At 52.8% G+C, this 23,962-nt stretch carries 21 protein-coding genes, 1 tRNA gene and 2 pseudogenes; 9 read left to right on the forward strand and 15 right to left on the reverse strand.

The window, feature by feature from the left end:
* Window positions 1-125: 125 nt before the first annotated feature.
* From OQH67_RS00985 to OQH67_RS01015, 7 genes are all read right to left on the reverse strand, one after another.
* Window positions 126-1,844, reverse strand: a complete 1,719-nt coding sequence (locus OQH67_RS00985) for a hypothetical protein (protein ID WP_215458825.1) — start codon at window positions 1,842-1,844, stop codon at window positions 126-128.
* Window positions 1,845-2,003: 159 nt separating this feature from the next.
* Window positions 2,004-3,323 carry a hypothetical protein gene (locus OQH67_RS00990; RefSeq protein WP_215458824.1) on the reverse strand — a complete coding sequence of 440 codons (1,320 nt, stop codon included), beginning with the start codon at window positions 3,321-3,323 and terminating at the stop codon, window positions 2,004-2,006.
* A 713-nt stretch (window positions 3,324-4,036) separates the two neighbouring features.
* Window positions 4,037-4,480, reverse strand: a complete 444-nt coding sequence (locus tag OQH67_RS00995; RefSeq protein WP_215458823.1) for a hypothetical protein — start codon at window positions 4,478-4,480, stop codon at window positions 4,037-4,039.
* A 321-nt stretch (window positions 4,481-4,801) separates the two neighbouring features.
* On the reverse strand, window positions 4,802-5,185 hold the full coding sequence (gene rplT / locus OQH67_RS01000) for a 50S ribosomal protein L20 (RefSeq protein WP_067571526.1): 384 nt from the start codon (window positions 5,183-5,185) through the stop codon (window positions 4,802-4,804).
* A 151-nt stretch (window positions 5,186-5,336) separates the two neighbouring features.
* Window positions 5,337-5,546 (reverse strand): 50S ribosomal protein L35, encoded by a 210-nt coding sequence (rpmI, locus tag OQH67_RS01005; RefSeq protein WP_012420592.1) that lies wholly within the window; start codon window positions 5,544-5,546, stop codon window positions 5,337-5,339.
* 99 nt (window positions 5,547-5,645) lie between these two features.
* On the reverse strand, window positions 5,646-7,193 hold the full coding sequence (locus OQH67_RS01010) for an MGH1-like glycoside hydrolase domain-containing protein (protein ID WP_215434930.1): 1,548 nt from the start codon (window positions 7,191-7,193) through the stop codon (window positions 5,646-5,648).
* 106 nt (window positions 7,194-7,299) lie between these two features.
* Window positions 7,300-9,432: an excinuclease ABC subunit UvrB gene (locus tag OQH67_RS01015; RefSeq protein WP_215434929.1), complete on the reverse strand. Its 2,133-nt coding sequence runs from the start codon at window positions 9,430-9,432 to the stop codon at window positions 7,300-7,302.
* Window positions 9,433-9,518: 86 nt separating this feature from the next.
* On the opposite strand from OQH67_RS01015, the gene OQH67_RS01020 reads away from it, so the two are divergent.
* A complete protein-coding gene (locus tag OQH67_RS01020; RefSeq protein WP_215434928.1) occupies window positions 9,519-9,899 on the forward strand; it encodes a hypothetical protein in 381 nt (126 codons plus the stop codon).
* A 31-nt stretch (window positions 9,900-9,930) separates the two neighbouring features.
* Here the strand turns inward: OQH67_RS01020 and OQH67_RS01025 are convergent, their stop codons facing one another.
* Entirely contained in the window at window positions 9,931-10,386 is a 456-nt protein-coding gene (locus OQH67_RS01025) for a hypothetical protein (RefSeq protein ID WP_215434927.1), read from the reverse strand.
* A 104-nt stretch (window positions 10,387-10,490) separates the two neighbouring features.
* Here OQH67_RS01025 and OQH67_RS01030 point away from each other — a divergent pair.
* The 4 genes from OQH67_RS01030 (at window position 10,491) to OQH67_RS01045 (ending at window position 13,569) form a co-directional block, all read left to right on the forward strand.
* Window positions 10,491-10,575 (forward strand) — tRNA-Leu (locus tag OQH67_RS01030).
* 393 nt (window positions 10,576-10,968) lie between these two features.
* Window positions 10,969-11,262 (forward strand): hypothetical protein, encoded by a 294-nt coding sequence (locus OQH67_RS01035; RefSeq protein ID WP_215434926.1) that lies wholly within the window; start codon window positions 10,969-10,971, stop codon window positions 11,260-11,262.
* Between the two features lie 558 nt (window positions 11,263-11,820).
* Window positions 11,821-12,267: a hypothetical protein gene (locus OQH67_RS01040; RefSeq protein ID WP_215434925.1), complete on the forward strand. Its 447-nt coding sequence runs from the start codon at window positions 11,821-11,823 to the stop codon at window positions 12,265-12,267.
* A gap of 987 nt (window positions 12,268-13,254) precedes the next feature.
* Window positions 13,255-13,569, forward strand: a complete 315-nt coding sequence (locus tag OQH67_RS01045) for a hypothetical protein (protein WP_215434924.1) — start codon at window positions 13,255-13,257, stop codon at window positions 13,567-13,569.
* Between the two features lie 348 nt (window positions 13,570-13,917).
* On the opposite strand, the gene OQH67_RS01050 is transcribed toward OQH67_RS01045, so the two are convergent.
* The 5 genes from OQH67_RS01050 to OQH67_RS01070 all read right to left on the reverse strand — a co-directional run bounded on the left by OQH67_RS01050 (window position 13,918) and on the right by OQH67_RS01070 (window position 17,389).
* Window positions 13,918-15,078, reverse strand: coding sequence for an MFS transporter (locus OQH67_RS01050; RefSeq protein WP_215434923.1), 1,161 nt, complete (start codon window positions 15,076-15,078; stop codon window positions 13,918-13,920).
* A 233-nt stretch (window positions 15,079-15,311) separates the two neighbouring features.
* Entirely contained in the window at window positions 15,312-15,692 is a 381-nt protein-coding gene (locus tag OQH67_RS01055; RefSeq protein ID WP_215434922.1) for an NADH-quinone oxidoreductase subunit A, read from the reverse strand.
* Window positions 15,693-15,885: 193 nt separating this feature from the next.
* Window positions 15,886-16,074 (reverse strand): hypothetical protein, encoded by a 189-nt coding sequence (locus OQH67_RS01060; RefSeq protein WP_215434921.1) that lies wholly within the window; start codon window positions 16,072-16,074, stop codon window positions 15,886-15,888.
* An 82-nt stretch (window positions 16,075-16,156) separates the two neighbouring features.
* Complete coding sequence (locus OQH67_RS01065) at window positions 16,157-16,957, reverse strand: Cof-type HAD-IIB family hydrolase (protein ID WP_215434920.1); 801 nt, start codon at window positions 16,955-16,957, stop codon at window positions 16,157-16,159.
* A gap of 123 nt (window positions 16,958-17,080) precedes the next feature.
* Window positions 17,081-17,389: an RsfS/YbeB/iojap family protein gene (locus tag OQH67_RS01070; protein WP_215434919.1), complete on the reverse strand. Its 309-nt coding sequence runs from the start codon at window positions 17,387-17,389 to the stop codon at window positions 17,081-17,083.
* Window positions 17,390-17,536: 147 nt separating this feature from the next.
* Between OQH67_RS01070 and OQH67_RS01075 the strand changes: the two genes are divergently transcribed.
* Complete coding sequence (locus tag OQH67_RS01075; RefSeq protein ID WP_215434918.1) at window positions 17,537-18,889, forward strand: ankyrin repeat domain-containing protein; 1,353 nt, start codon at window positions 17,537-17,539, stop codon at window positions 18,887-18,889.
* A 209-nt stretch (window positions 18,890-19,098) separates the two neighbouring features.
* Here the strand turns inward: OQH67_RS01075 and OQH67_RS01080 are convergent, their stop codons facing one another.
* Together OQH67_RS01080 and OQH67_RS01085 are read right to left on the reverse strand one after the other, a co-directional pair.
* On the reverse strand, window positions 19,099-20,886 hold the full coding sequence (locus tag OQH67_RS01080) for a sialidase family protein (protein WP_215434917.1): 1,788 nt from the start codon (window positions 20,884-20,886) through the stop codon (window positions 19,099-19,101).
* A gap of 97 nt (window positions 20,887-20,983) precedes the next feature.
* Window positions 20,984-21,763, reverse strand: coding sequence for a GDSL-type esterase/lipase family protein (locus tag OQH67_RS01085; protein WP_215434916.1), 780 nt, complete (start codon window positions 21,761-21,763; stop codon window positions 20,984-20,986).
* A 932-nt stretch (window positions 21,764-22,695) separates the two neighbouring features.
* Here OQH67_RS01085 and OQH67_RS13155 point away from each other — a divergent pair.
* The 3 genes and pseudogenes from OQH67_RS13155 to OQH67_RS13160 form a co-directional block, all read left to right on the forward strand.
* Window positions 22,696-22,968, forward strand: a pseudogene (locus tag OQH67_RS13155) (glycosyl hydrolase 115 family protein); the annotation flags it as partial.
* Window positions 22,969-23,032: 64 nt separating this feature from the next.
* On the forward strand, window positions 23,033-23,419 hold the full coding sequence (locus OQH67_RS01090) for a hypothetical protein (protein WP_215434915.1): 387 nt from the start codon (window positions 23,033-23,035) through the stop codon (window positions 23,417-23,419).
* A gap of 259 nt (window positions 23,420-23,678) precedes the next feature.
* Window positions 23,679-23,810 (forward strand): annotated as a pseudogene (locus OQH67_RS13160) (hypothetical protein); the annotation flags it as partial.
* Window positions 23,811-23,962 lie beyond the last annotated feature (152 nt).

The following is a 23,962-nucleotide window of genomic DNA, read 5'->3' on the forward strand; positions in this document are numbered from 1 at the left end:
GTAACACAAATAGCAACAATATACTTCATCAAGAAGGATACCATGTTTTTTCAGAATCTCAGGCAGTCCGGGACATCGAAGCGAAGGACTCTGCAATCATTCAATCTTCCTCCATTACGGTTGCCTTACGGCAGAAGGCCTCCAAGTCCCATCTTGCAATCCACGGGCACATCCACCGTTTCCATGTTGGCCTTGTACTTCAGGCGCACCCGGAGTTTTTCCCTGCCGTCAATACTCCCGATTTTAAAATCCTGGTTCCAGGAACTCTTTTGATCTTTGGGACTGAATGAACGTCCGGTTCCGACAGACTCAATGTTTTTCAGGGGAACATCGTTGCCGTCCACCAATTCAAAACACTCCAGGTCAAACGGCACGCCTTCCACTTCCACAGCAACCGTTACCTGCACGCCTCCATGTTCCTTCTCCTCCACGTTTGCCAGGCTCAACAGGCAATTAGCGGTATCCCCCACAGCCGCCACATCATGGACATTCTCACCGTCATCAGCCCTCCCTGGCACGGGAATCTGCAATTCCGCCTCTTTCTGCAGCGGCAATTCATACACGGGACCATCCCGCACGACGGCTACAGGCACGCGCAAGGTTCCTTGGACACGCAGCCATTCCGCTCCTGGAGAAGCCAGTCCTGAACATTCGCCGGAAAGTCTGCTCCATGTCATCCCTTCCTCTCCGGCCCCGGAAGACAGCCATGTCAGGTCAAATACGGCCTGGCCCACTACATGCCCCAGGGAATCAGACACCTCCAAACTTTGTTTCTCCACATCGGCACGGTCTCCGAAAACAGCAGGCTGTTTTACTGCCAGATCAAGATCCATCCATATGGAATCGGCTCCGGACGCCGACACATCCCGGCTTCCAACACTTAAAAGGGACAGCCAGGCCGAAACCTTTTCTCCCTCCGTTTTAACAACGCCGGAAAAAGGCTTGGCGGCATCATCCGAAGCTGGCGGCCTTTTAGAGGAAGACTCGCATTTGCCGTCGAACTCCTTGATCTCCTTCCCCTCAAACAATCCGGACAGAGATGCCTTGTGGTCAATCAAAATCCTGTGTCTCCTCAAGCCCTGCGAATGCCTGACTGACACTTGTAATTCACCCTCCTCCACAGGATCAATATCCCATGCCCGGACCGTTGTTTTGGAACGCCAGCCCATCGGTTCCGGCTGTTCCGGAAATGTTTCGTCGCGGTCAACATCAAAGTCCAGCAAAAAATCAATAATTCCTCCAAGCCCCAGCACTTTTATCATATTTAGGTCACTCTCTCCCGTCATTACCGGCATTCCTTCTACTGTCTGCAACTCAATATCGCAAATGCCTACCGGCGCCTCCGATACTACTTTCAGAATCAACTTCTTTTTTTTCCTCTCCTTTCCGGAATGCTCCCCACCATAGTAATCCACCACCACCATGTCCGCCTTTACATCCTCTGCCCGGCCATCCTTCCCCATTCCCGCATCTTCCAGCACCAGAGGCACGGAAGCCCCCTTCGCCAGCTTTACCCTGACGGGCTCCGTCACGGCCTCCCGGCAGGAAATGACAACCGGAAGCTCCCCCTTCGCTTCCACCCACTGCGCCCCAGCGGACGGCAGCCATTCAGGAACATCCATACGTCCGAAAATCCTGTCCTCAAGATTTAAGAACATGCTCTTCACATCCGGAGCCTTCCGGCCCACGGAATCCTTCAGGGTCACACGGACCGGTTCATCATGGCAGCAATAAATCTCCCAACCTGGTGCCTGCGGCACCAGCCATCCCAGCAGTATGTTCCAACCTTTCTCACGATCCGCCGGGCGGCGTTTTCCCTTCAAAACCATCTGCTTCAACTCCAAGCGCAATGGAGGCGGTGAAATTTCCTCCCCGGGAGAAAGGGAACCCAAACCGGAAAAACCGGTCGCAACAGACAGCAGGAGAGCAGGTATCTTCATGATGGTAAAAGCGTACGATAGTTTATTGTAAAAAATTATAAGCCGATAAAAATAAGATATTTTCTATAATAACGGACCTCCCGGGCCGATGGTGCAATCCACGGGCACGGCCACCGTTTCCGCATCCGCCCTGTACTTCAGCCGCACATGCAGCCTTTCCGTGTCCGCGCCTCCCTTAAACTTGAACCTTTGGTGCCAGAACCGCTCCTGTCCCAAAGGCCCCATGGAGGCGCCGCCACTGGCAGATACGGCGTTTTTCAAAGGAAATCCCTTGTCATCCACCACTTCAAAACACTCCAGGTCAAACGGCACGCCTTCCACTTGCAGAGAAACCTGCGCATGCAAATCCCCGTTTCCCTGTTCTTTCACGCCTTCCAGTTTCAACCGACAGACGGGCACGTCTCCAGACGCTGCTACATCATGCCCTCCCCCTCCGGAGCCGGACATTCCCGGCACGGGAATCTGCAATTCAGCCTTTTTCCGCAACGGCAACTCATAGACGGGGCTATCCTGAACGACAGCTACAGGCACGCGCAAAGTACCCTTGATATGCAGCCATTCTGCTCCGGAAAAGGCCGATTCCGGACCCTCTCCTCTAATGAAAACCAAATCCGTTCCTTTCTCTGTGCGCCGGGAACTCATCCGTGCCAAATCAAACACGGCCGGTTCCAGAACATGCCCCGTGGAATCCGTCACTTCCAGGCTCTGTTGCCTCATATCCGCACTCTCCCCGAAAACAGCAGGCCTTTTTACTTCCAGCTTCGCCTTAAACCTGATCCGTGCAGGGCCGGGGCCGTCCCACGGCGTAGCGCCGCTTTCGATACTCATGCCGGCCAGTTCCGCCATGACGGACTCCCCTCCCTTTATTGCCGGGACAATGCCTCCGGGAGAAAGCCCCCCCGGAATAGCTCGGGCAGAATGCTCCGCTTCACGGGGCTTCACTCCGTCATGGGAATCATACCCGTCCCCGCCGCTGAAAAAACCGGCCAGTGACACCTTGTCGTCAATCACAGCACTATACCGCTGCAAATTCCGCGAATACCTGACTGAAACCTGAAGTTTTTCATCTTTTACAGGATTTATCACCCATATCCTGTCCATCATTCCCATATCATACTCATTCGTCACACCTATGGGCATGCCGTCCACGGTCTGCAGCTCAACACCGCGAATACCTGCAGGCGCGGTCGCCACCACCCTGAAACCCAGCATCTTTTTACTCTGTACCCCGCTTTTCCAGCTCGATCCGAGGTCCGTCACTTCCTCCACCGTCACAGTTGCCTTCACGTCCTCTGCCCCGCCGTCCTTCCCGATACCAGCGCTTTTCAATACCACAGGAACGGAAGCACCCTTCTCAAACTTCACCGTCACGGGGTTCGTCACAGCCTCCTGACAGGATATGACAAACGGAATCTCTCCTTTCACTCTTATCCACTGCGTGCCAGGCGCCGGAAGCCACCCCCCGGGACTCGCCAGCAAGACCTTCTTCCGCACGTTAGACCGGAAATGGGAACACGCGTCCCAAACCTTGCCTCCCGCAGAATCCTCCATGACCACCCGGGATGATCCATCTTCACACCAGTCAATCCTCCAGCCCGGTGTTTCAAACACCTCCCACCTCAGCATCATCTCCCACTTTCTCCCCAATCCTTCATCCTGGGAAAAAAACACCCACTTATTGCGGAAACCCTTCACTGCCAGCCCTATATGCGGACTCTCTTTCATTTCCAGCGTTCTTATCGCCAGCCGTAAAGGAGGCAAAGAAAGATCTTCTCCCATCACGGAAGAACACAAGCCGAATCCACCGGCCACGGCAGCCAATGACAGCAGAGAGAGAAACTTCATCATAGGATATGTTGGAGTGTTAACACAAATACTTTGATGCACAAGAAGAAATAACATTTTTCATAAAGAGGGGTACCGTGCATACAAGAAAAAAATGCACGCAAATCTTCCGCCCTCAGCACCCCAATAAATAAAAAAGCTCACGGAGGGCAACCATGAAATTAAACGTCCTCATGACATGGAACACCATCAAAACGGCTGCAAATGGAAAATATATGAAAAACAATCATAAAATATTATATATGAAACATTTATAACATTGAATAATGCTTTTGTTCAATCAACTTTGATCGAAAAACTATTGATGATGATTCCGGACAATAACAAAAGAGGCAATAACAGCCCGGAACGGCTTGTCCCATGCTCTCCGTTTCAGCCATTCCGATGGCCGGATTCAAATCTTGTACTCTCTTCCGGTCTGAATTCAGGAAAACTGGAAAATGAGCCTGCTGTAAGAAACGCAGGAAAAACAGAGGAAGGAAGAGGATTGCGAAAAGAGGAAGGAAAGCGGAACAGAAGCAGACGGCAAATGAAAAACATGACCGTTCATTCTCCATCATCCGCCAGCCGGGAAGGATACCCTGTGCCTCTGCCTCTAAAACAGGGAATGCACCGGAAAAAACACAGGCTGCAAGGATGCGGAAATGTCCACGGGCGCCATGAAGTACAGCACGGACCAAGCCGGAAATGGCCAATCTCCGTTAAACAGACTGCCCTTTTCCCTGGTCGTCAGACTGCACAAGGCATCCAACAGGGGCCCAGGCCCACAAGACATCCGAACTCCTGCCCTTTCCCGGTACAGGCAAACACCAACGGACACAATACTTCTCCCGGCAGGTGAAAAGCTGAAGAAAAAGACGAATGTACCGGACACCGCCGGGCAAATATCCGGAACCACGGCCCGGTTCCACCATGAACAGCCGCAGCCATCTCCGTTATATAAACAAAAACAGCCCCGGAGATAAACTCCGGGGCTGGTCTGCTAATGTTCGTTGAACTGCGGGCTCTGCTGCGTCTTAAGCGCGGAGAGCGGCGCCGTCCTTGGCTTCAATGGCCTTCTTGGCTTGCGCGAAGATGGCGTCGAAAGCCTTTTCGTCGGAGACGGCCAAATCGGCAAGAACCTTGCGGTCCAGGTCGATGTCGGCGGCTTTCAGGCCTTCCATAAAGCGGGAATAGGTCAGACCGCGGTCACGCACGGCAGCGGAAATACGGGCGATCCAGAGACGGCGGAACTGCCCCTTCCTTCTCTTGCGGTCACGGTATTCATACTGCCAAGCTTTATAAACAGCATCCTTGGCGTAGCGGAAGAGTTTGCTGCGGAAACCGCGGAAACCCTTGGCACGCAAAAGAATGCGCTTACGGCGCTTGCGGGAGGCCGGTCCATTAGTGGCACGTGGCATAGCTTATTTCTATTTCTATCTTGAACAGACTGTTCTTCCTCACCTCCCTGCAGTCTCGCCTGTTCTTTATCTTCCTCTTCGGAAGAAGGCTGCATGAAGGCCCCCCGTTCAGCGGGAGGAAAGCTCGGCGTTGGTCGAGCGTTTTCGCGGTTCAGGCGAAAGGCAGGTTCTGCTTGACTGCCCAGACTTGCGTTTCGTCCACCAGAGCCACCTTGCCAAGCTGACGCTTGCGCTTGCTGGACTTCTTCTGGAGGATGTGGCGCTTGCCCTGTTTGCGGCGCAGTACCTTGCCCGTGCCGGTAACCTTGAAACGCTTGGCGACTGCCTTGCGGGTTTTGTTGATACCACCTTTGCGGGTCATGGTGGAAGGAGTATAGGCGCCAATCCGTCCTTGGCAAGTGGAAAATGCCACTGACTCTTTTTTCCGGGCAAATGCCCTCCCTCCTCTACCAACTCCCGGTCATGCGGAAGGCAGGGAAATAACGCTTTCCCCTTCCGGTACAGAATAAGAAACATCATTGACATAAAGCGTATAAGGGACATTGCTCCGCACCGTAATGCTCTTCTTCCCGTCAAAAACAATATCCGTTGTCACAGGACCGAAAGTCAGGCGGCGAATGCCATGCCTTCCCTTCTCCGGGCGCAGCCTCCAGCGCACCTGCCGCTGTTCGGCACTGATTTCATGAAAGCCGAGCACGTTCTCAATAAACAGGGAAATGGGTCCCAGGGCGGACCAGCCGCAGAAATCCTGCCTGACGCGCCGTCCATGTTCCACGGAAGGCCGGTTGGCGGAAGGACTGTAGCACTCCCAGATCGTATGAGGAACGACCTCATGATAAGTCCTCAGTTGCTGCATAAGAACCTTCTCCGCCAATTCGTCCGCCAGATCGGCATATCCGTAGCCTTCCAGAGCCTTGGTCGCCATATAGGCCGTAGGCAGCCAGACGGCTCCGCGCCAGTAATTACCGGTTTTTTCGTCAAAATCCCTGTCGCTCCGGGCTAAAGAAGGCCAGGGAAGCTCTCCTCCGAACCCGTCGGCCCTCTTCACATGCTCCACCATGCGGGCGGCCTGTTCCGGAGAGGCGGCCCCCGCAAGCAGGGGCCAGAAGGAAGCAATCGTCTTCACGCGACACGGCTTCTTCGTAACGACGTCCACATCATAATAAAACCCGTCCTCCTCATCCCAGTACAACTCGTTAATCTTCCGGACCAGGGCCTTATACTCCCCTTCCCATTCCCGGGCTTCCTCTTTCTTCCCCAGCGAGGAATACAAACTGCTGATACAGCGGGCGGCCAGCGCTTGCTGGGAAATGGCGTCCACCCAGAGAATCCTGTCGTAGCCGCCGGAATCCCGCCCGCGCGGCGTATTATCCATTCCGCTGGCTCTTCCCGTCCAGGTAAACCCGTCCTTCCCAGCCGCTCCGAGGTAAACGGGATTGCTGCTGTAAGGCGCCCGTTCCCCCTTGGGCGCCGTATTGAACCAGCGGAAATGCCGCTGGAGAAACTGCTCCCGGAGAAGAACTCCTTCCACCCTGGCCTTGTCTCCTGAAAACCGGTAATTCTCCCATTCCAGCCATGCAAAAAGGGGAGGATTGTCCCTCATGTGAATGCGCAGAGGCGTAGAAACGCCCCGGTACATGGGAAAATAAAAATTATCCAGGCTCTCCTTGCCGGGGAAGGACTTGGGCGCATACTTGGAAAACAGGGCCATGAAACAGGTGTCCCAAATCCAGACATCCGTTTCGTAGCAATTCTCGTCCAGATAGGGGGAGGCAGGCAGCCCCTCCGGGCCCTTTCTGACCCTCTCTGCGGCTATCTCCCACGTTTTTTTATACAAATCAACCAATTCGGCATCCGGATAAACGGGAAGAGGAATCTCCTCCCTCCACGCCGTCGCGACCGTATCCGCATGGGGAGCTGCCGTGGAAAAGGGAGCCGTAGCTATCGTCCCCGCCGCCACAAACGCGAGCAGGCAGGAAAAATTGACGTAAACAAGGAAGACACGCATATAAGACTGTACGTCCTCTGGACAGGAATTCATTCATCCGTTTTCCCTTCATCCGCGCTCAACGGAAGAGAAAACCGTCCGGAATGCGTCCTGAAAATCACTTTCCTCAGCGGCCTTCCCTCAACTGCCGTATTTCATCCCGGATCAGGGCCGCGCGTTCGAACTCCAGATGGGAGGCGGCCTCTTTCATCTCCGCCTCCAACTTGGCAACACGGTCTTCCAGGCCATAAGGAGCCTCGTTTTCCGCCACGCGGAAAGACTCTTCATCCTCTTCCGAATACAGCTTCAACTGGCCCTGTTCCGACCGGCTCACGGTCTGGGGAACAATACCGTGTTCGCGATTGTACTCTTCCTGAATTCCCCGGCGGTAATCGGTCAGTTCAATCAGGCGCTTGATGGAATCCGTCATCACGTCCGCAAACAGCACGCATTCCCCATGCACATGGCGCGCCGCGCGGCCCGCCGTCTGCACCAGGGACGTTTCATTGCGCAGGAACCCTTCCTTGTCTGCATCCAGAATGCAGACGAGAGACACTTCCGGCAGGTCCAGGCCTTCCCGGAGCAGGTTGATGCCCACCAGTACGTCTATCTTCTGGGCACGCAGGGCGCGCAGGATTTCCACACGCTCAATGGCGTCCACATCCGCATGAATATAGGAAACCTTCAGGCCCACGCCCCTCAGGTAATCCGTCAAATCCTCCGCCGTCTTCTTGGTCAGCGTCGTCACCAGAACGCGCTCATGCTTGGAAACGCGTTCATTGCACAGGGCGATCGTCTCGTCAATCTGCCCCTTCAGCGGGCGTATGGTAATCTTCGGCTCCACCAGCCCCGTGGGACGGATAATCTGCTCCACAATAAGCGGCGTGGAGCGCTTGGTGGGATCAAACTGCTCCACGGGCTGGGAGGAAGGGCTGGGACTGACTCGTATCTCCTTGGGGGAGGAAAACAAAATCCCCTTGAAGCCTTCCGGAGCCTTCTCCCCGGAGCGGGCGGCGCGCTTGACGGGAATGTAAGTCTTGTTATCCGCACGGCAGTTGATCAACTCAAACGGTCCTGGCGTGGCGGAAGCATACACGATCTGGTTCTGCCTCTCCATGAACTCATGGAACTTCAACGGCCTGTTGTCCAGGGCGCTGGGCAGGCGGAAACCGTGATCCACCAGAATATTCTTGCGGCTGCGGTCTCCCTCGTACATGCCGCCTATCTGGGGCACGGCCGCGTGGCTCTCGTCAATCAGGGTCAAGGAATCCTTGGGAAAGAAATCAAGCAGCGTGGAAGGAGCGCTGCCCGGCAGGCGTCCGGACAAATGGCGGGAATAATTCTCAATCCCCTTGCAGAACCCCAGCTCCTCGATCAATTCCAAATCGTAATCCGTGCGCAGCTTCAGCCGCTGCGCCTCTAGCAGGCGCCCCTCCTTCTCAAACCAGGTAACGCGGTCGGCCAGCTCCTGGCGGATGGCCTTCAACGCCGCGGCCCGCTTCTCCGGAGCGGCCACATACTGCTTGGCCGGGAAAAACGTATAGCTCCCCAGCCGTTCACGCACGCGGCCGGACACGGAATCTATCAGGGAAACCCGTTCCACCTCGTCGCCGAAAAACTCCACGCGGATAGCCTCCCCCTCGGAATAGGCGGGAAAAACCTCCACCACCTCGCCGCGCACACGGAACGTGCCGCGGAGGAAATCAAAATCCTGCCGTTCGAACAGGCGTTCCACCAACTGGCGCAGGAACACGTCCCGGTCCATGATATCCCCCTCCCGGATGCGCAGGGTCAGGTTTCGGTAATCCTCCGGAGTGGACAAGCCGTAAATGCAGGAGACGGACGCCACCACGATCACGTCCCTGCGGGTCATCAGGGAATTCATCGCGTTCAGACTCAGGCGGTCCAGCTCGTCGTTAATGGCGGAATCCTTCTCAATATAAGTATCCGTGCTGGCGATATACGCCTCCGGCTGGTAATAATCGAAGTAGGAGACGTAATAATCCACCGCGTTATTCGGGAAAAAACTCTTCAATTCCGAATGAAGCTGGGCCGCGAGCGTCTTATTGTGGGAAATCACCAGCGTGGGCCTGTTCATCCGGGCGATCAGATTCGCCATCGTAAACGTCTTGCCGCTCCCCGTCACACCCAGCAGGGCCTGATGCTTGTTGCCGGCCTCCAGAGACTTGAGAAGCTTGCCGATAGCCTGCTCCTGGTCCCCGGACGGCTTGAAGGAGGAATTCAATTCAAAAGACGACATACGTGATGCCTCCAGTATAATGCACCCCCTGCTCCGGGCTAGGACAATGTTTGACAATTCCCCCCGGCTGACCCAGTATATGCGGCATGTACATCCCCACGCAGGAAGAACGGTACGCTAAAAAAGGACTCCTGTCCCTCATCCTGTGCGTCGTGGTCCCCTCCTGCCTGTATCTCTCCCTCCTCTCCGAACAACTGAACATGGTGCGCGGCCACGAATGGGAGGCCATCATGAAAATCTTCCTGGCGTTCTCCTATCCTCTGGCTGCCCTCTTCGCCATGATGGGCGTCTCCTTCTTCTGGTGGGCCGTAGGCATCTCCGCGGCCGTTCATGGCGGCATCATCGCCTGGCTGAAAATGACGCCGCGCCTGGCGCCCAAGCAGGCGATTTGCGCGGCGCTCTGCCTGGGCATGCTGGACTTCCTCCTGGTGAAGCTCTTCCCGTTCCCGGCGGGAATCATCAACTGACATCCGGTCCCCGGAAAAACGGACTCCGGACTTATCCCTGCTTTTTGGACAGAGCGGTAATCTGCCTTTTAATCTCGCGGCCCGTTTTCTTGGAATCGGCCTTGTACGCCTCATAAGTAAAGCACTGCGCCCGGCCTCCGTCCGCATCGGTCAGCACCAGCTTGGGATAATACTTCCCCTGCTTCAGGGCCGTCTTCACGGCATCGCTTACGCCGGACTTTTTTCCATCCTTCACCGGCAGGTAAACCAGCACGCAGCGGCGGCCCACGGCCTCAAGAAACCCCTCGGACGCGCCTGAAGCCAGAGGGCAGGTGGTAGCCGTATTCGTATAAAGATACGCCACAGGCTTCTTCTGCTCACGGGCAGTCTTCAGCGCTTCCTCCAGCCGGTCTGTGGTAAAGGAGCCTTTCGGTAATTTTACGTCCGCCCACGCCTGGGACAGGACAAACAGGGAGCAGACGGTCAACAGGGTAATTAACTTTTTCATGGGCTTTCACTATAAGAAGCTTCCAATCAATGTCAAAGAAAAAGCCGCCTGTTTAGCCTTGAACGCCGGAACGGGACATGGCAGAGTACGCCCACGCATTCGTCGCGCCTGTGGCGAAATTGGTAGACGCGCCAGACTTAGGATCTGGTGCCGCAAGGCGTACAGGTTCGAGTCCTGCCAGGCGCACCATTAATAACTCTCTTTAAGTAAACAACTTGAGTAGGGTTTCTTTTTTTTGCTGGAATAGGCGCAAATTCCATAAAAGCCCCGATCTGGGTACAAGGTATATACGCTTTAAGGCCATTTTTAGCCTTATTTTACAAGGTATTTCTGTTAACCGGCCCATTTGGCTGCTTTGTAAAACGGAAATTTCTGAATTTATATATAATTGATACTATATAAATACATTGCGCTAATTTACAATTCCTTATGCTCTCCGTCATCAGATGAGGAGGTTGGAAAAACGCTCTGTATTTGGAGGGAAGATTCCCTTAATGTGTTGCTGTAAGAATAAAAATCATGAAGTCTGCCGTCATATGATTTCTCTGTTTCTGTTTTTGCAGCTGTTCACAAAATAGAAAAATGCCAGTATTCTCAATTCATCATCATAAGAAATCAAACAAATTTTTAATCACAAGTGCTACTGCTGATGATAAACATGTATATGAATTGAATGAAATAAAATCGTTAATACCAAAGAAAAATTCATTGATATTTAGCGGAAAATTTACAAATGAGGAGCACCAAACAATTGAACGTTTATTTTGTGAATACAAAATTGAAATTATCGGAAACGGGCTCCCTGTAAAAAATGGAGGCTATAATGTTGAATTCCAGACATTGGATAATTTATTCAAGAAACTTCCTGAGAACTGAACGACGAAACTGTTTCAAGCCCCTGAATAGCTTGCTCATTACACGCAACAGTATCCCGATGAAACCATGCGGCGGCGTTACGGAAACGGAAAACAGGATATGGGAAAGGCAACGGTGCCTTTGAGTCTATGGATAAAGATGAAGGATTTGATCCAGCAATAAATCTTACCGGGCCTCTGCCAGAAGAATTTTCAAAAAGAGGGTGTAGGAAAGTTAAAGGAACTGCCGATTGTAAAAATAAATTCTAAAAGAAAAACATGTTCTATATGTTTCCAACACCTCCACGAAAGAGATGGAAGCGGGACATCCTGAAAAAACCTCATCGACGCTTTCCTTCTTATCACGTAGTGCAAATGACGGCAACAATCCAGGAACATATAAAACGCAATTGGGAAGAAGTAAAAACAGAGTAACGATATTCCAGTCCCTGTTGTCTTAATCGTTAAATATTTCAATACTATCTATAAAGGAGCGGAAGCGTCTTTGGAAGTAATTCACATGTGTTGTCCATGTAAGAAAAAAGAAACTAAATCATCAATTACGGCATTTCTATAATTCATGACAATAATTAGAATAATAAAATCCATATTAACGATAGAATTAGCCATGATAAATTCGTGTTCTCCTAATTTAAATTATGGAGAGGAAATAGACTTGTCGCCATATAAGGAATCAATCAAACATGTCGATTTAAACTCCCTTCCAATTGAGATAACGGAATCTAGAATTGTTCCTGCATTATATATTGGCAAGAGACCAAATCATATAAACAAGCATTCCAAAATAATTGATGTAACGCCACTGTCGGAAAGATTTCTTTTTGAATATCAAAAAAAGAAAATCGTTTGTTTTGATAACTTCTTGAAAAAAAATTATCCTGAAACTAAATTTGCCGTTTCGGTTAAGAAAGCATCAACTCAATCCGAATTGGAAGGTATAATTGATGAATTGAAAAAACATCACATTAATATCGAATATATTACGATTCCGGGAATTAAAAATTAGGTACCGGATAATCTCTTTACCAAGAGAAATAAATGCATGGAATCACTCATCCCTTGAATTATATGGAGAAATGAACTATGCAGGAACTCCCTTTGTGACTTGTCTCTCCTCACTCCGGCGGCCAAATTGCTTATGACAGGTTGATTACCCTCTTATCGGTTCAAACTTCACTGATAAAAAGTCATCAGACAAACGCAGACGAAAACATCAAATGTCCGGAGACATTTGGTTTCTCCCACAACATCTTCCATCCATCCCTTGCATGACATAAGCACTCCCCTGACACCGAAATCTCCCCCATATGCGGACATGACCTTGAAGTACGATCCGTCACGGTTCCAGTTTGCACAATTCCTCCTCGTAGACAAGAAGGGGAAGGCCGCGGAGGCCACCCCCGCCCGGTTCTCCTTTGATTTCAACAATCAGGGGCATCAGGAATATATCTTTAACCGGAAATACTACTCAAAACAGGATTGGAACCTTCTCCAGGTAAAACTTTTCTACATCGACCCGGAGGAGATGCGGCGCGTCGCGGTTCCGGTGGATATGGAAATAGACCTCGCGCGCAAAAGCCCCCCCTGTCCGCCATTCCCGCCAGGAATTCACCGTCCTGCCTGCCCCGTCCCCCGTTCCTTTCGTCCATGATCCGCGTCTGCCGGAGGAAAAAGTGCGGTTTAGGCTGCATTACTTCCATCAAAACCAAGACCCCGGCTCCAGCGGGCATTCCCTGGTTTACGACGGACCTTTCACCAGAATTGATTTCCGGCCTGAAACGCCGGAAAACGGGCCTGTGGCCATTAGCATTTCACCGGAAAATCCACTAACCGTGAGAGGCAATGAAATATCACCCCCGGTTTTTGCTGCCGCTTCCAGCCATACGAGCTTCTCCCCCTGGGAAAAAGAAATCCCTATCCCATCCTGAGCCTGAACATCCCGGATCTGCTGCCGGAAACCTCTTCCTGATGGACTCTCTCCGGAACTGCAAACATGATCATGGCCAGTCGCGCCTGCCGCATATCCTTCCCGCTTCCCTCCGTCATGGGAAGCACGGTCACGCTCCCCCTTCAGGATATTCCAGGAATCAAATTGCCGGATGACGCCAAGGCGGCGCTCACCGTCGCCGACATGAAATCCGAATCCTCACGGAGCTCCCTGCTCCTGCATCTCCGCAGCACCCTTCCTTCCGCCTGTTTCGACTCCCTCACGCTCATTGACGCCAACAACCGGGAATATTCGCCGGCGGAACTGGTTGCTCATGACACTCACCCGCAGAGAGTGACACGCATTTATGAACCTTATTAGGAACCTGGGGACCGGAACATTACGGCGGAGCTGATCATTTACATCAATCCCCGCACGGTACGGATCCCACTGAATCTGAAATTCAGAGCCGGAGGAATGGTACCGTCTCCGCCATCTGAATAATGGCTCAAAGGCAATGCCGCCCAACAATTTTTCGCCCCCCTGAAAAACGACGAGTGCAGGTCTCTCCCAACCAGATCATGAGGCCTCAGCGGTAGAAAAACATTTCACAGGCCATGGCCGCCCCTCCCCTTGCCGGGAAATCTCGCCCGGCAAACCTCCGGAAAAGCGGGGATGAACGAAATCTTCCGGCATGCCGTACCCCCGGAAAAGCGGGCATTCCCTCCGTCATCTGAACTTCTTCAGGAACGGGGCGATCAACGCCGTTCCCAGACCGACCAGGGCAATGAGGGAGAACGACCATCTGAGAGAAGACGCATGGGCAATATGCCCGATGACCGGAGGTCCCAGCAGAAAGCCCAGAAAGCCGATCGTGGAAACGGAGGCCAGAGCCACGCTGGGAATCATCTTTTTGGACTTTCCGGCCATGCTGTAGCAGAGAGGGACAATGGAAGAGGTGCCCAGCCCCACCAGAAGGAAGCCCAGCGTGGCGGACCACAGCACCGGGAACAGAACGGCAACCAGAAGCCCGGCGGCAATCAGAATGCCGCTCGCGCGCAGCACGCGCACGGCTCCGAAGCGCATCACCATGCGGTCCGCCGTAAAACGTCCCAGGGCCATCGTGCTCATGAACGCTACATATCCCGTTTGCACCAGGCCCGGGCCTGGCTGAACCACACTTTCAAAATATACGCCGCTCCAATCGAACATGGTCCCCTCGCTGACCATGCTCCCGAACGCAATCAATCCGATAAGCAGTACATAGGCGTCCATGCTCCGGAACATGCCACCGCTCTGGGAACTGGAATGCCGGGCGTCCCGCGGCAAAAGGAAACGGGAAAAAACGGCCAGAATGAACATGCATATCAGAAAAATGGCGATGAAATGCGTTTCCGTGGACACATTCCAGTCCACCATGAAGGCCCCCAGCAGCGCGCCGAAGAACCCCGCCAGGCTCCACAGGCCGTGAAAGCGGGCCATGATGCTGCACTGGTACAGCCGCTCCACGCCCACCCCCTGCGTATTGACGGAAATATTCGTCAGATTGGCGGCCACACCGAACAAAAACAGCCCTCCGGCCAGTTCCCAGAAGGAGGAAACCAGCCCCAGGCACACGAGTACGGCGGGGTAAAAAACGGAAGACGCCATGAGTATCCTCCGGCTGCCGAAGCGGCCTACCAGGTAGCCGGACAAGGCCATGGCGGACATCTGCCCGACGGGAACGGCAAAGAGGACGGACCCCAGATCGGCATCGTTCATCCCCAGGGCGCTCTTGACGTCGGGAATGCGGCAGGCCCAACTGGCGAACACCAGGCCCTGAAGAAAATAGAAGGTACTAACCGACAACCGGTAAACGCCCTGGGTCGTTTTGGGAAGAGAGAGATTCATTCTGGATTTTCCGGATCGCGCAAAAAGCTATCTTCATTTGCCGCCCCTGGCAAGAGAAATCATATCTTATACAATAAGATTTGACCATGCAGAACCGGCAAAGGAGCAAGGGCCTGCCGTTTCCGGCAGACCATTCATGGTTCGCACTGTTTACCGTAAAAACTCCTCTCTGCAAACAAAAAACGCCGCCCTCACAGACAGGACGGCGTTTCTTCAAACAAAACGGGAATTTCTCAGCGCGGATCGCGGTGCCAGTTCAGGGCGCCCTTGCCCAGGGCATAGAGGTAGGCTACCAGCAGAATGCCGATGAAAATGCACATGGCCGTAAACGATTCCGGATTCATCATCACATAGTCCCGGAAGTTGACGGCCCAGGGATAGAGGAAAACCACTTCCAGGTCAAAAATCACGAAAAGCATGGCCACCATGTAGAACTTAACGGAAAACATGGGAGCCCCTTCACCCACGGGAATCATGCCGCATTCGTAAGGAATGTCCGCAGGCTTGCGAACGGAAGAACGCTTGCCCATCAAGATACTGAGCAACAAAATAATGCCGGCCAGCCCCAGGGCTGCCACCACCTGCACAAGCACTGAAAAAAATTCCTGATTCATGACGTCTGGCACGGGTGTACCACACCCATCCCGGAAAAGCAAAACTAAAAAGGGGCCGCGGTTAGCATGCTGACATGGACGCCTATTTTCCCGAAAATACGGAAAGAACGCCATTTACGGGGCTTTTTCCCGCACGCACGTTTCCCTTCCGCTTTCCTCCTCCATCCGGTCGCGACTCCGGCGTACGGCGAAGTCACGCTCCCATCCAGCCAGCCGCCCAGTCCCATAGCCAGGAACACAAATACCATCCCCCCACCAGCACGAAAACAAGAAGTCCCAGCAATTTCAGCAGCACAAAGCCTCCGGCCAGCACTAACCCGGCTGCGCAGGCCATAACCATGCCGGCGATCATGGAAAGGAAATCAAGCACGGACGTCAACATGGCTCCTGCATTCAGTATATCGGCTGACCGCCTCCGGCAAGAATAAAACCACGGCCATTCCCACAAAAACGGTTCTACGCCCCTAATTCCGGCCTGCCAGCACCTTCCTGAGCACGTGAATCACTCCGTTGTCCTCGTTGGACGGAGCCGTAAACGCAGCCATTTTCCGGATTTCCGGAACGGCGTTGGCTACCGCATAGCTGAATCCGGCCTGCCTCATCATCTCGGCGTCATTCATCTGGTCGCCGAAAACCATGGTCTCCACTGCAGAAATCCCCAGCCGCCGCTGAATCAGCTCCAGGGCATTTCCCTTGTTGGCTCCCTTCCGGCTGATATCCATCCACCGTTCACCGGAAACGGCCACCTGGAAACGGTCTGCCAGATGCCTCAAATGCGGATAGCTGTTATTCACGGCCCCCTGGAAATCGTACACGGCTATCTTCAGCAGCCTGTCACCCTGGACGGAAAGCAGGTCATCCACCTGTTCGCAACGGGTGTAGTACCTGCGGGCCTCCCGGACAAACTCGGGTCGGGAATCCTCTATATAGGCGGAATCTCGGCCCGCCAGCACGATGCAGGCCCCCTCAATGTCCCGGATCTGCACAATCAGCGGCGCGGCGGTCTCCCTCTCCATGTCCGCCACCAGCCATTCATCCCGGCCATCGGCCACATAGGCTCCGTTTTCTGCGATGAACAGCATCCTGTCCGCCACAGGGGAAAAAGTTTTCCGCAGCCCGTCATATTGTCGCCCGCTGGCAGCCGCAAAACGGATGCCGTGTTTCTCCAATTGTTCGAAAATGGTGAAAAAATCCGGTTCCAGTTCTCCCCGTCTGTTGAGCAGAGTGCCGTCCATGTCGGATGCAATGAGTCTGACGGAATCCATAACTGCCCACAGCATCGGGTACCTCTTCCTTCAAGGCAAGCGCATGCTGTGCCAGTGCGGAAGCAGAAAACCGGAAATCTCAAGGTCCGCTCTAAAACCATTCGCAAACCGCATATTCTCGCTTCATGCCGTCTTTCCCATTGAAAAATCCATCGCAAAACCAGATGCGGGAACGGTGGATTTCCCCTCTTGCCCGGAACGTTCGAAACCACGCTTCTTTAACCTTTCAGCCACATGCTCAATGGATAAGATAACATGCCGGATTAGGAATCCGGAATAATCGAAAATATTTGAACTTAAAATAAATGCAAATAACGGCTCTGATGAATGCGACGGAATGGAAGCAGAAAACACCATGACACGATCTTTCCGTCCGTCTCCGGGAAAGCTTGTATTTTCTTGCATCCGTCCTTTTCCTGCAAGGTTTCCCATTCTTCCCGGATTCCTAATCCGCGGCCCATTCTTCGGGATTTTTTATATCTCTACCCAGAGGCAGATGAAAACCGTTCTATTTTTTCATTGCTCCCGGTTCCGTATTCCTGCATCATCATGTTTTGCAGTTCCCTGCTTATGATACACATGACATTTGGAAAAAAGGCTCTCTGGTTTCTTGGTGCTCTAAGTGTGTTTGCGGCCCTCGTCGCCGGATCATCCATTTTCTGGTTCCTGCGGAATGAACCATCCCCACGGGAATGGAAATTCAGCCCCCTGTGGTCGGAAACGGAAAAAGAGCAAATCCTGATGGTGGCGGACTATATGGAGCGCCACGGTCCGGAACGGTTCCTTCTCAGGTCCCTCTCACCTAATTCCCGTCATATTGACTGGCACCTGTTTTCCGAATTTTCCATGAGCCAGTACATGAAGGACGAAATCCGGGAACGGCTCCAGATGATACGGGAAACAGCGGAAAACGGAGATGGCCGCTGCCGTTCCTCCCATCATGAATCCCTGTTGCACCTGGCTGCCGGGCTGGGGCACGTCCAGCTTTTGAACCGCCTGCTCCAGATGAACGCGGACCCCAACCTCCAGATCATCATGTCTCCGCAGGCGGCACAGCTCCTGAACGGCTCGGAACTGGGAGACACTCCCATGACATACGCCTGCTGCCCGGGCTTGGGCGACGGCGCGCCTCTTCCCGTGGGCAACAGGCTGACGTGCCTTTCCCTGCTGATCCGGAACGGAGCCAGTGTGGACAAAATTGGCCCCGCAGGATGGCCGCCCCTTGTCATGTCCTGCGTAGCGGGCATCGGGGGAGCCCCTTATGAGGAAACGGCACTTCTCCTGCTCAAGCACGGAGCGGATATTTCCATTTGCCCGGAACTGAGGGGGAAAAAAACCAGCCTGCTTTCCTGGGCGGTCGCGGCCAGTTACCCGAATGTTGTCCGCAAGCTGTGTGAAGCGGGGTATGATCCCAATTTCCGCGGAGAAATGAGTCCCCCTCTTCTCTGCCTGAACCTGCACGCTCCGGACACCGCTCTCCGGATCACCCAAATACTGATTCAGTACGGAGCGGACGTCAACGCCGCCATGCCCGTGGACACGGCGCCGCCGGATTCCGCAGGAGACACGGCCCTCCTGAACCTGTGCCGCCAGCTGGGCGCCATTGATGAAGAACTGCTCCCCCAAATGCGGGAGCTGGTCAATCTGCTGATTAATGAGGGAGCGGATGTCAACCATCAAAACTCCGTCGGGGAAACACCCCTGATGCTCTGCTGCCGTGACATGCTGCTGGGCGACGGAACCCTGGACACCGTGAAACTGGGAATAGCAAGACTCCTGCTGGACCGGAACGCCAAGGCGTTCCTGCGGGACAGATATGGCCGCACCGCCCTCCAGCAAATAGGCAGCCAGGAAAACGAACACATCCACATGGTGCTGAAAAGCCTGCCGGAATTGAACGCTTCCCCCTCTACCCGCCAGGTTCTCCATTAAAAACCTTTCCATTCCACATGGAAAGGCGCTTCTCCCCCTGCCTTCGCCGTTCTTCCGTTCTACGACAACTTCCGGAATCCGCAGCCGGACATTTCCCAAGCGCCGCAGAAAAGCCATTCTTCCGCATCCTTGGCAGTCCCCCACCCTGCGGAAACGGGCCGCCCCGCCCCGGAGCCCTCCCCGCAGCGGTTTCCCGGCGCGTCGGCGGATCACTTCACGCGCGCGCTTACCGTATCCAGCAGCACCCCGGAATCAGGCTTGGACCCGGTGCTGATGAAATGAATGTAGCTGGCTCCGTTGGGAGACTGGTTGGCCATCTTCAGCGTTCCCGCCTTGACGCCGTCCAGAGAGACGGCGGCCTGGCTCCCCTGGAACAGAATGGAAACCTCATGCCATGCCCCGGGTGTGACAGGCACCTTTTTCATGCCCAGCAGCAGATGGGGGGCAGGCTTCAGCTTGATGGGGAACGTGAACAGGGCATAATCCTTCGTCGTGGTATCGCAGGCGTTGAACAAACGGTCCGTCAGGGACACCTGAAGGCCGGAATCCTCCGCCTGTTCCCCGTCCGCCACACGGAAGCGGAACTTGACCAGTCCCGTGGTTCCGTTCGGGAAATTCCACGTAGCGCCCCCGTTCTGATAATCCACATTGGACTTTTCATTCACCAGCTCCGGATCATTCAAACGCTTGATCTGAAGAACCTTTTTGGAACCGCCCGCGGGGTCCGGCACCAATTCGGCGGAGGGCTTGCGATTGTAGCTGCAATGCCCCTTCTTCTGCGGGATATAAGTATGGATGGTCCATTGGGAGTCCAGATCCTTGCCCGTCTGGGAGGAACGCGTCTTGGCGGCCACCCAACGGCGGTCCACGATCATCAGGCGGCGATGATTCTTGTGCTGGCCCAGGGAAACCAGAATGCGGTTCTTATCCAACTGCACCATTTCGCTCTGGTGCTTTCCGCGGTCTTCCGGCCCGTCAAGAGTAGCGTACCCCGGATGGTTGCGGTGCTCGTCCAAAATAATTTCCCGGAACCCGTACCAGCTCTTTCCCTCATCGCCGGACATGGCGATGTGGTGGGAATCACGGTTGGTGAACACGTCTTCCCAGGTGCCGTTGCCTGCCGTGGCATTCTCGGGGAGGGCCATCGTATTCGTCCACAGGGAAACGATGGTGCCGTCATCCAGGCGGCCCAGCGTGTTCATAGTCAGGGTGCCGAAAAAGCGGGACGGTTCCGGCTTGCTCCATGTCTCGCCACGGTCCTTTGAAAAAGCCTGCCACGCCTGGTCCTGGGAAGTGCGTGCGAGCGCCCACAGGGTGCCGTCCTTCATTTCCAGAACCGTAGCTTCCACGGCATTGTTGAACCATCTGACACCCTGGTGGGGCGGCTTGGCTTCATGACGGGGAGAAGTAATGCCGCTCCTGGACACGCGCCAGGTCAGGCCCCCGTCGTCGGAAATATGGAATTTGGTCCCGCCGCCCATGTTGTGGAACGGAATAAGCACCCTCTTCCCCTTGTCGACAAAAATGGGGGACCGCATGATGCCGCCCAGCTTCTTAAGATTTTTCCTCTTTTCAGGGTCTTTCCAGTCCTCCTCCAGCTTGCCGTCGTTGGTGACGGCAAGCCATTTTCCGTCCAATCCTCCCTTGGAAAGGAACACGAATCCGCCAATGGGCTGCACGCGGATGAATTCTCCCGTCAGCGGATTGCGCGTGATGGCGGGTGACTCCTTGGGAATACCGCCATAATTGGGCGGATAACTGGCCGGGGCCATCTTCATTTTCCACGTTTTTCCATTATCCATGCTCACTAGGTAATCCGGCTCCTTCCTGGTGCCGGAATAATGGCGGATTTCCCGCGCATTCACGCGAACAAGGCCCCGCCCCGCATCGGAAGGCGGGGTGGCGACGATCCGGGGTTCTGGGGCCGGTTCAGCCTTCTGCTGGGCGTAACAGCAACACAATGAAGCGGCAAAAAGAAAAAACAGAGAACTTTTCATAAATCAATCAACACCCAACGGCAGAGTATTCTTATAGGCAAGCATCCCGGCCATCAAGCCGAATCCCCGCATGATAAAAAAGACCACAGGCAGACCATCACCGGGAATCCTGCCCGCCGCGGTATGCGGAATCCATCCTTTTCAGCAATATACCCAATTCCCTGCCCAGCACCTCGTAGCCCTTCCCATTCGGGTGCACCGTGTCCCTCATGAAATCCTGCCGCGGGGAAGCACCGTCTTCCGACAACAGGGCCTTCCCCGGATTGGCAAAGAAAACCGCCTTTCCGTCGTGGAGCTTCGCCAGCAGCTTGTTTGTCTGAATAATGGGTTGTTCCAGATCCTTTTCCTTCCGCGGCAGGATGCCCAGCAACAAAACTCTGGAAGAAGGGCACTTCCGGCGCACCAGCCGTATAAAGGCCGCCATGTTATCCGCGCACGCCTGCGGCGTATCCCTGCGGTGCCCCAGATTGTTGGTCCCCAGCAGTACAATAACCACCCGCGGGGAAATGCCGTCCAGTTCCCCGTTCTGCACGCGGTAATAGGCATTATCCACGTAATCGAATCCGAAGCCCATGTTGGTCGCCCTGTGGGGGCCGAACAATTTCTTCCATGAATCCTCCCCTCTTTTCCCGCTGTCTCCGGAAGGCTCGCCGCCCCAGTGATGGGTAATGCTGTCACCGATCATCACATACTCCGGCTTCACCTCCCGGTTTCTTCTTTTAACGGCTTCATGCCGGGCATTCCAATCATACGGGTCCCGCTGATGGGGCTCCGGCTTCAGTGTGGCGGGCAGAGCAACTGCGGGAGCGGAAAGGGAGGAAAACGCCAGGCAGGAGGCGCCCAGCAGCAAGGTGAATATGGACAACATAAAATTCATGGCGGAACAGCGAAATTGAACAATAGTTTCAACAAATCCTCCCGCATATCAAGACCGCATGAGGTTCCACTCCTCTCCAGATGGAAAAGACCACTACCCAATGACGGTCCCCTGGCAGGCAAAAACCTTGTTTTTCTCAGAGGCTTTTTAACTGTCAGAGAGATAAAAGCAGCTTGCCGACGAGAATTGAAAGTCGGTACTAATCATTTTTCCACCCCGATTTATTAAAAAATCACTATATTTTGAAAAACATCAATGTACTGATAACGATAACGCAGCCGGAGTGTAACTTCTAGGCAATTTGAAAAATTTTATCATCAATGAAATCATTCGCCATGTTTAAAATCATATTCTGCATATTGTGCACCGTCCCTCTGATAAAAGCAGAAGATAAAATTCCATTTCCTATCATAGAAAATGGAAATAGAGCATCCATCTATTACAGTGGGAAAAATAAAGTTATCCAGACAGCCCTTGACATTCTCATAAAATATTCTCAACAAGTATGTAGAAAAAAAAGGAATTTCTTTGACGAACTCCGAAAAGGCAGCGGATATATTGGTAGGCGTTATCGGAGAAGATAAAACATTTGATACATTATGTTCACAACATTACCCGAAATACAAGGAACTGAAAGGGAAATGGGAAACCTTTCTCATACATCCCATACGTTCCCATGATAACAAGAAAAAACTTCTGATAGCCGGATCGGATACACGAGGCGCAGCATACGGAATATTGGAACTATCAAGGAGCATGGGAATATCCCCCTGGATTTGGGGGGCTGATGTCATTCCAGAAAAAAAAGACTCTGTTCTGTGGAATCGCTCCCCTCAACACGTGCAAGGCCCATCTGTCCCATACCGCAGCATATTCCTAAATGATGAAGACTGGGACTCATGCCATAGAGCACAAAAAATTATGATCCGACCAACCGGGCGAGAGAAATCGGAATAAGAACATATTCCAAAATCTTTGAGTTAATGATGAGACTCCGGGCCAATACGCTATGGCCAGCCATGCACGAATGCACCGTTCCTTTCCATTTTGTCAAGGATGCCAGGGAAACGACTGAAAAATATGGTATTATCATAGGCACATCGCATTGCGAACCCATGACGAGGAATAGTGCAGGAGAGTGGAGCGACCAATTGAACGGACCTTATAATTTTGTCACTAATTCAAACAATGTCATACGTTACTGAAAAGAACGCCTGTTGAAAGTAGGACAAAAGGAGAACATTTATACGATCGGAATGCGAGGGCGGCATGACGGCAGAATGCAAGGAGTTGCTTTGGGTCGATGGGAATCCATCCTCCTCAGAAAAACGCCAAGTCACTTTACCCACTTTAACAAAAGGGGGAGAGAGGCCGTCAACCGTTACAGTTTACCAGAGAGACAAGGACAACATTGTCTATGAAGCGGTCGATATTCCAAAAGGATTTCAAATTCAGGCAAATCCTCTTCCTGGCGGGGAAGTTCAAATAGCCGTATATGCGGATTCCACCACGCAAGACGGACGGAATACCATTAAAATAAAACTCAATGGAGAACATTATGAATTCATATGTCCCGCCGTTTCAGCAAAAACAAACATGCCTCAACAATTTATCGAAAATCAATTTTACATATCATCCCCGCAGCACAACAAATAAACAATCATTTAAAAACAAAAGTTATTGATTCTCTAAGATATAGAGGAAGCTCCATAGTCCTTCCTAAATCTTCCGAAGATCATAAAAACAAACATGATTTTTACGAATTCTATTCCGTCAGCAAAGGACAATTCAACTTATATGTCGGAAGCATTCCTATCCACCCGCAATACGAAAAAAGCCAAGGTATGCCGTTATCATTGACAATCAATCATCTGTCATTGTGTCAACATAGGCGGAATTCCATACAAAAAAGTGGAACTTGAATGTCCTGAGAAACCAGTCTTTAACCTCAAGCCAGCATATTATTGAAAAACCGGGGAAGCATGCCATACGGATTTACGCGCTTGACGAAGACTTATATTTGGACCAAATCATGATTGCTATTTAAGAAAAATAGAAATTTCTACGCTATTCCTTACATCTTTTACAACAATCCATTTTATTCTATTATAAACAAAAATCCTGTTATTAAAAATAAGGGCTTGCCAACAAAAAAATAATAGGCACACTTTCCTCCCTTCATCATCATTTTATATTGGT

The organism is Akkermansia biwaensis (genome assembly GCF_026072915.1).
In the GTDB taxonomy this organism is placed as follows: Bacteria; Verrucomicrobiota; Verrucomicrobiia; order Verrucomicrobiales; family Akkermansiaceae; genus Akkermansia; species Akkermansia biwaensis.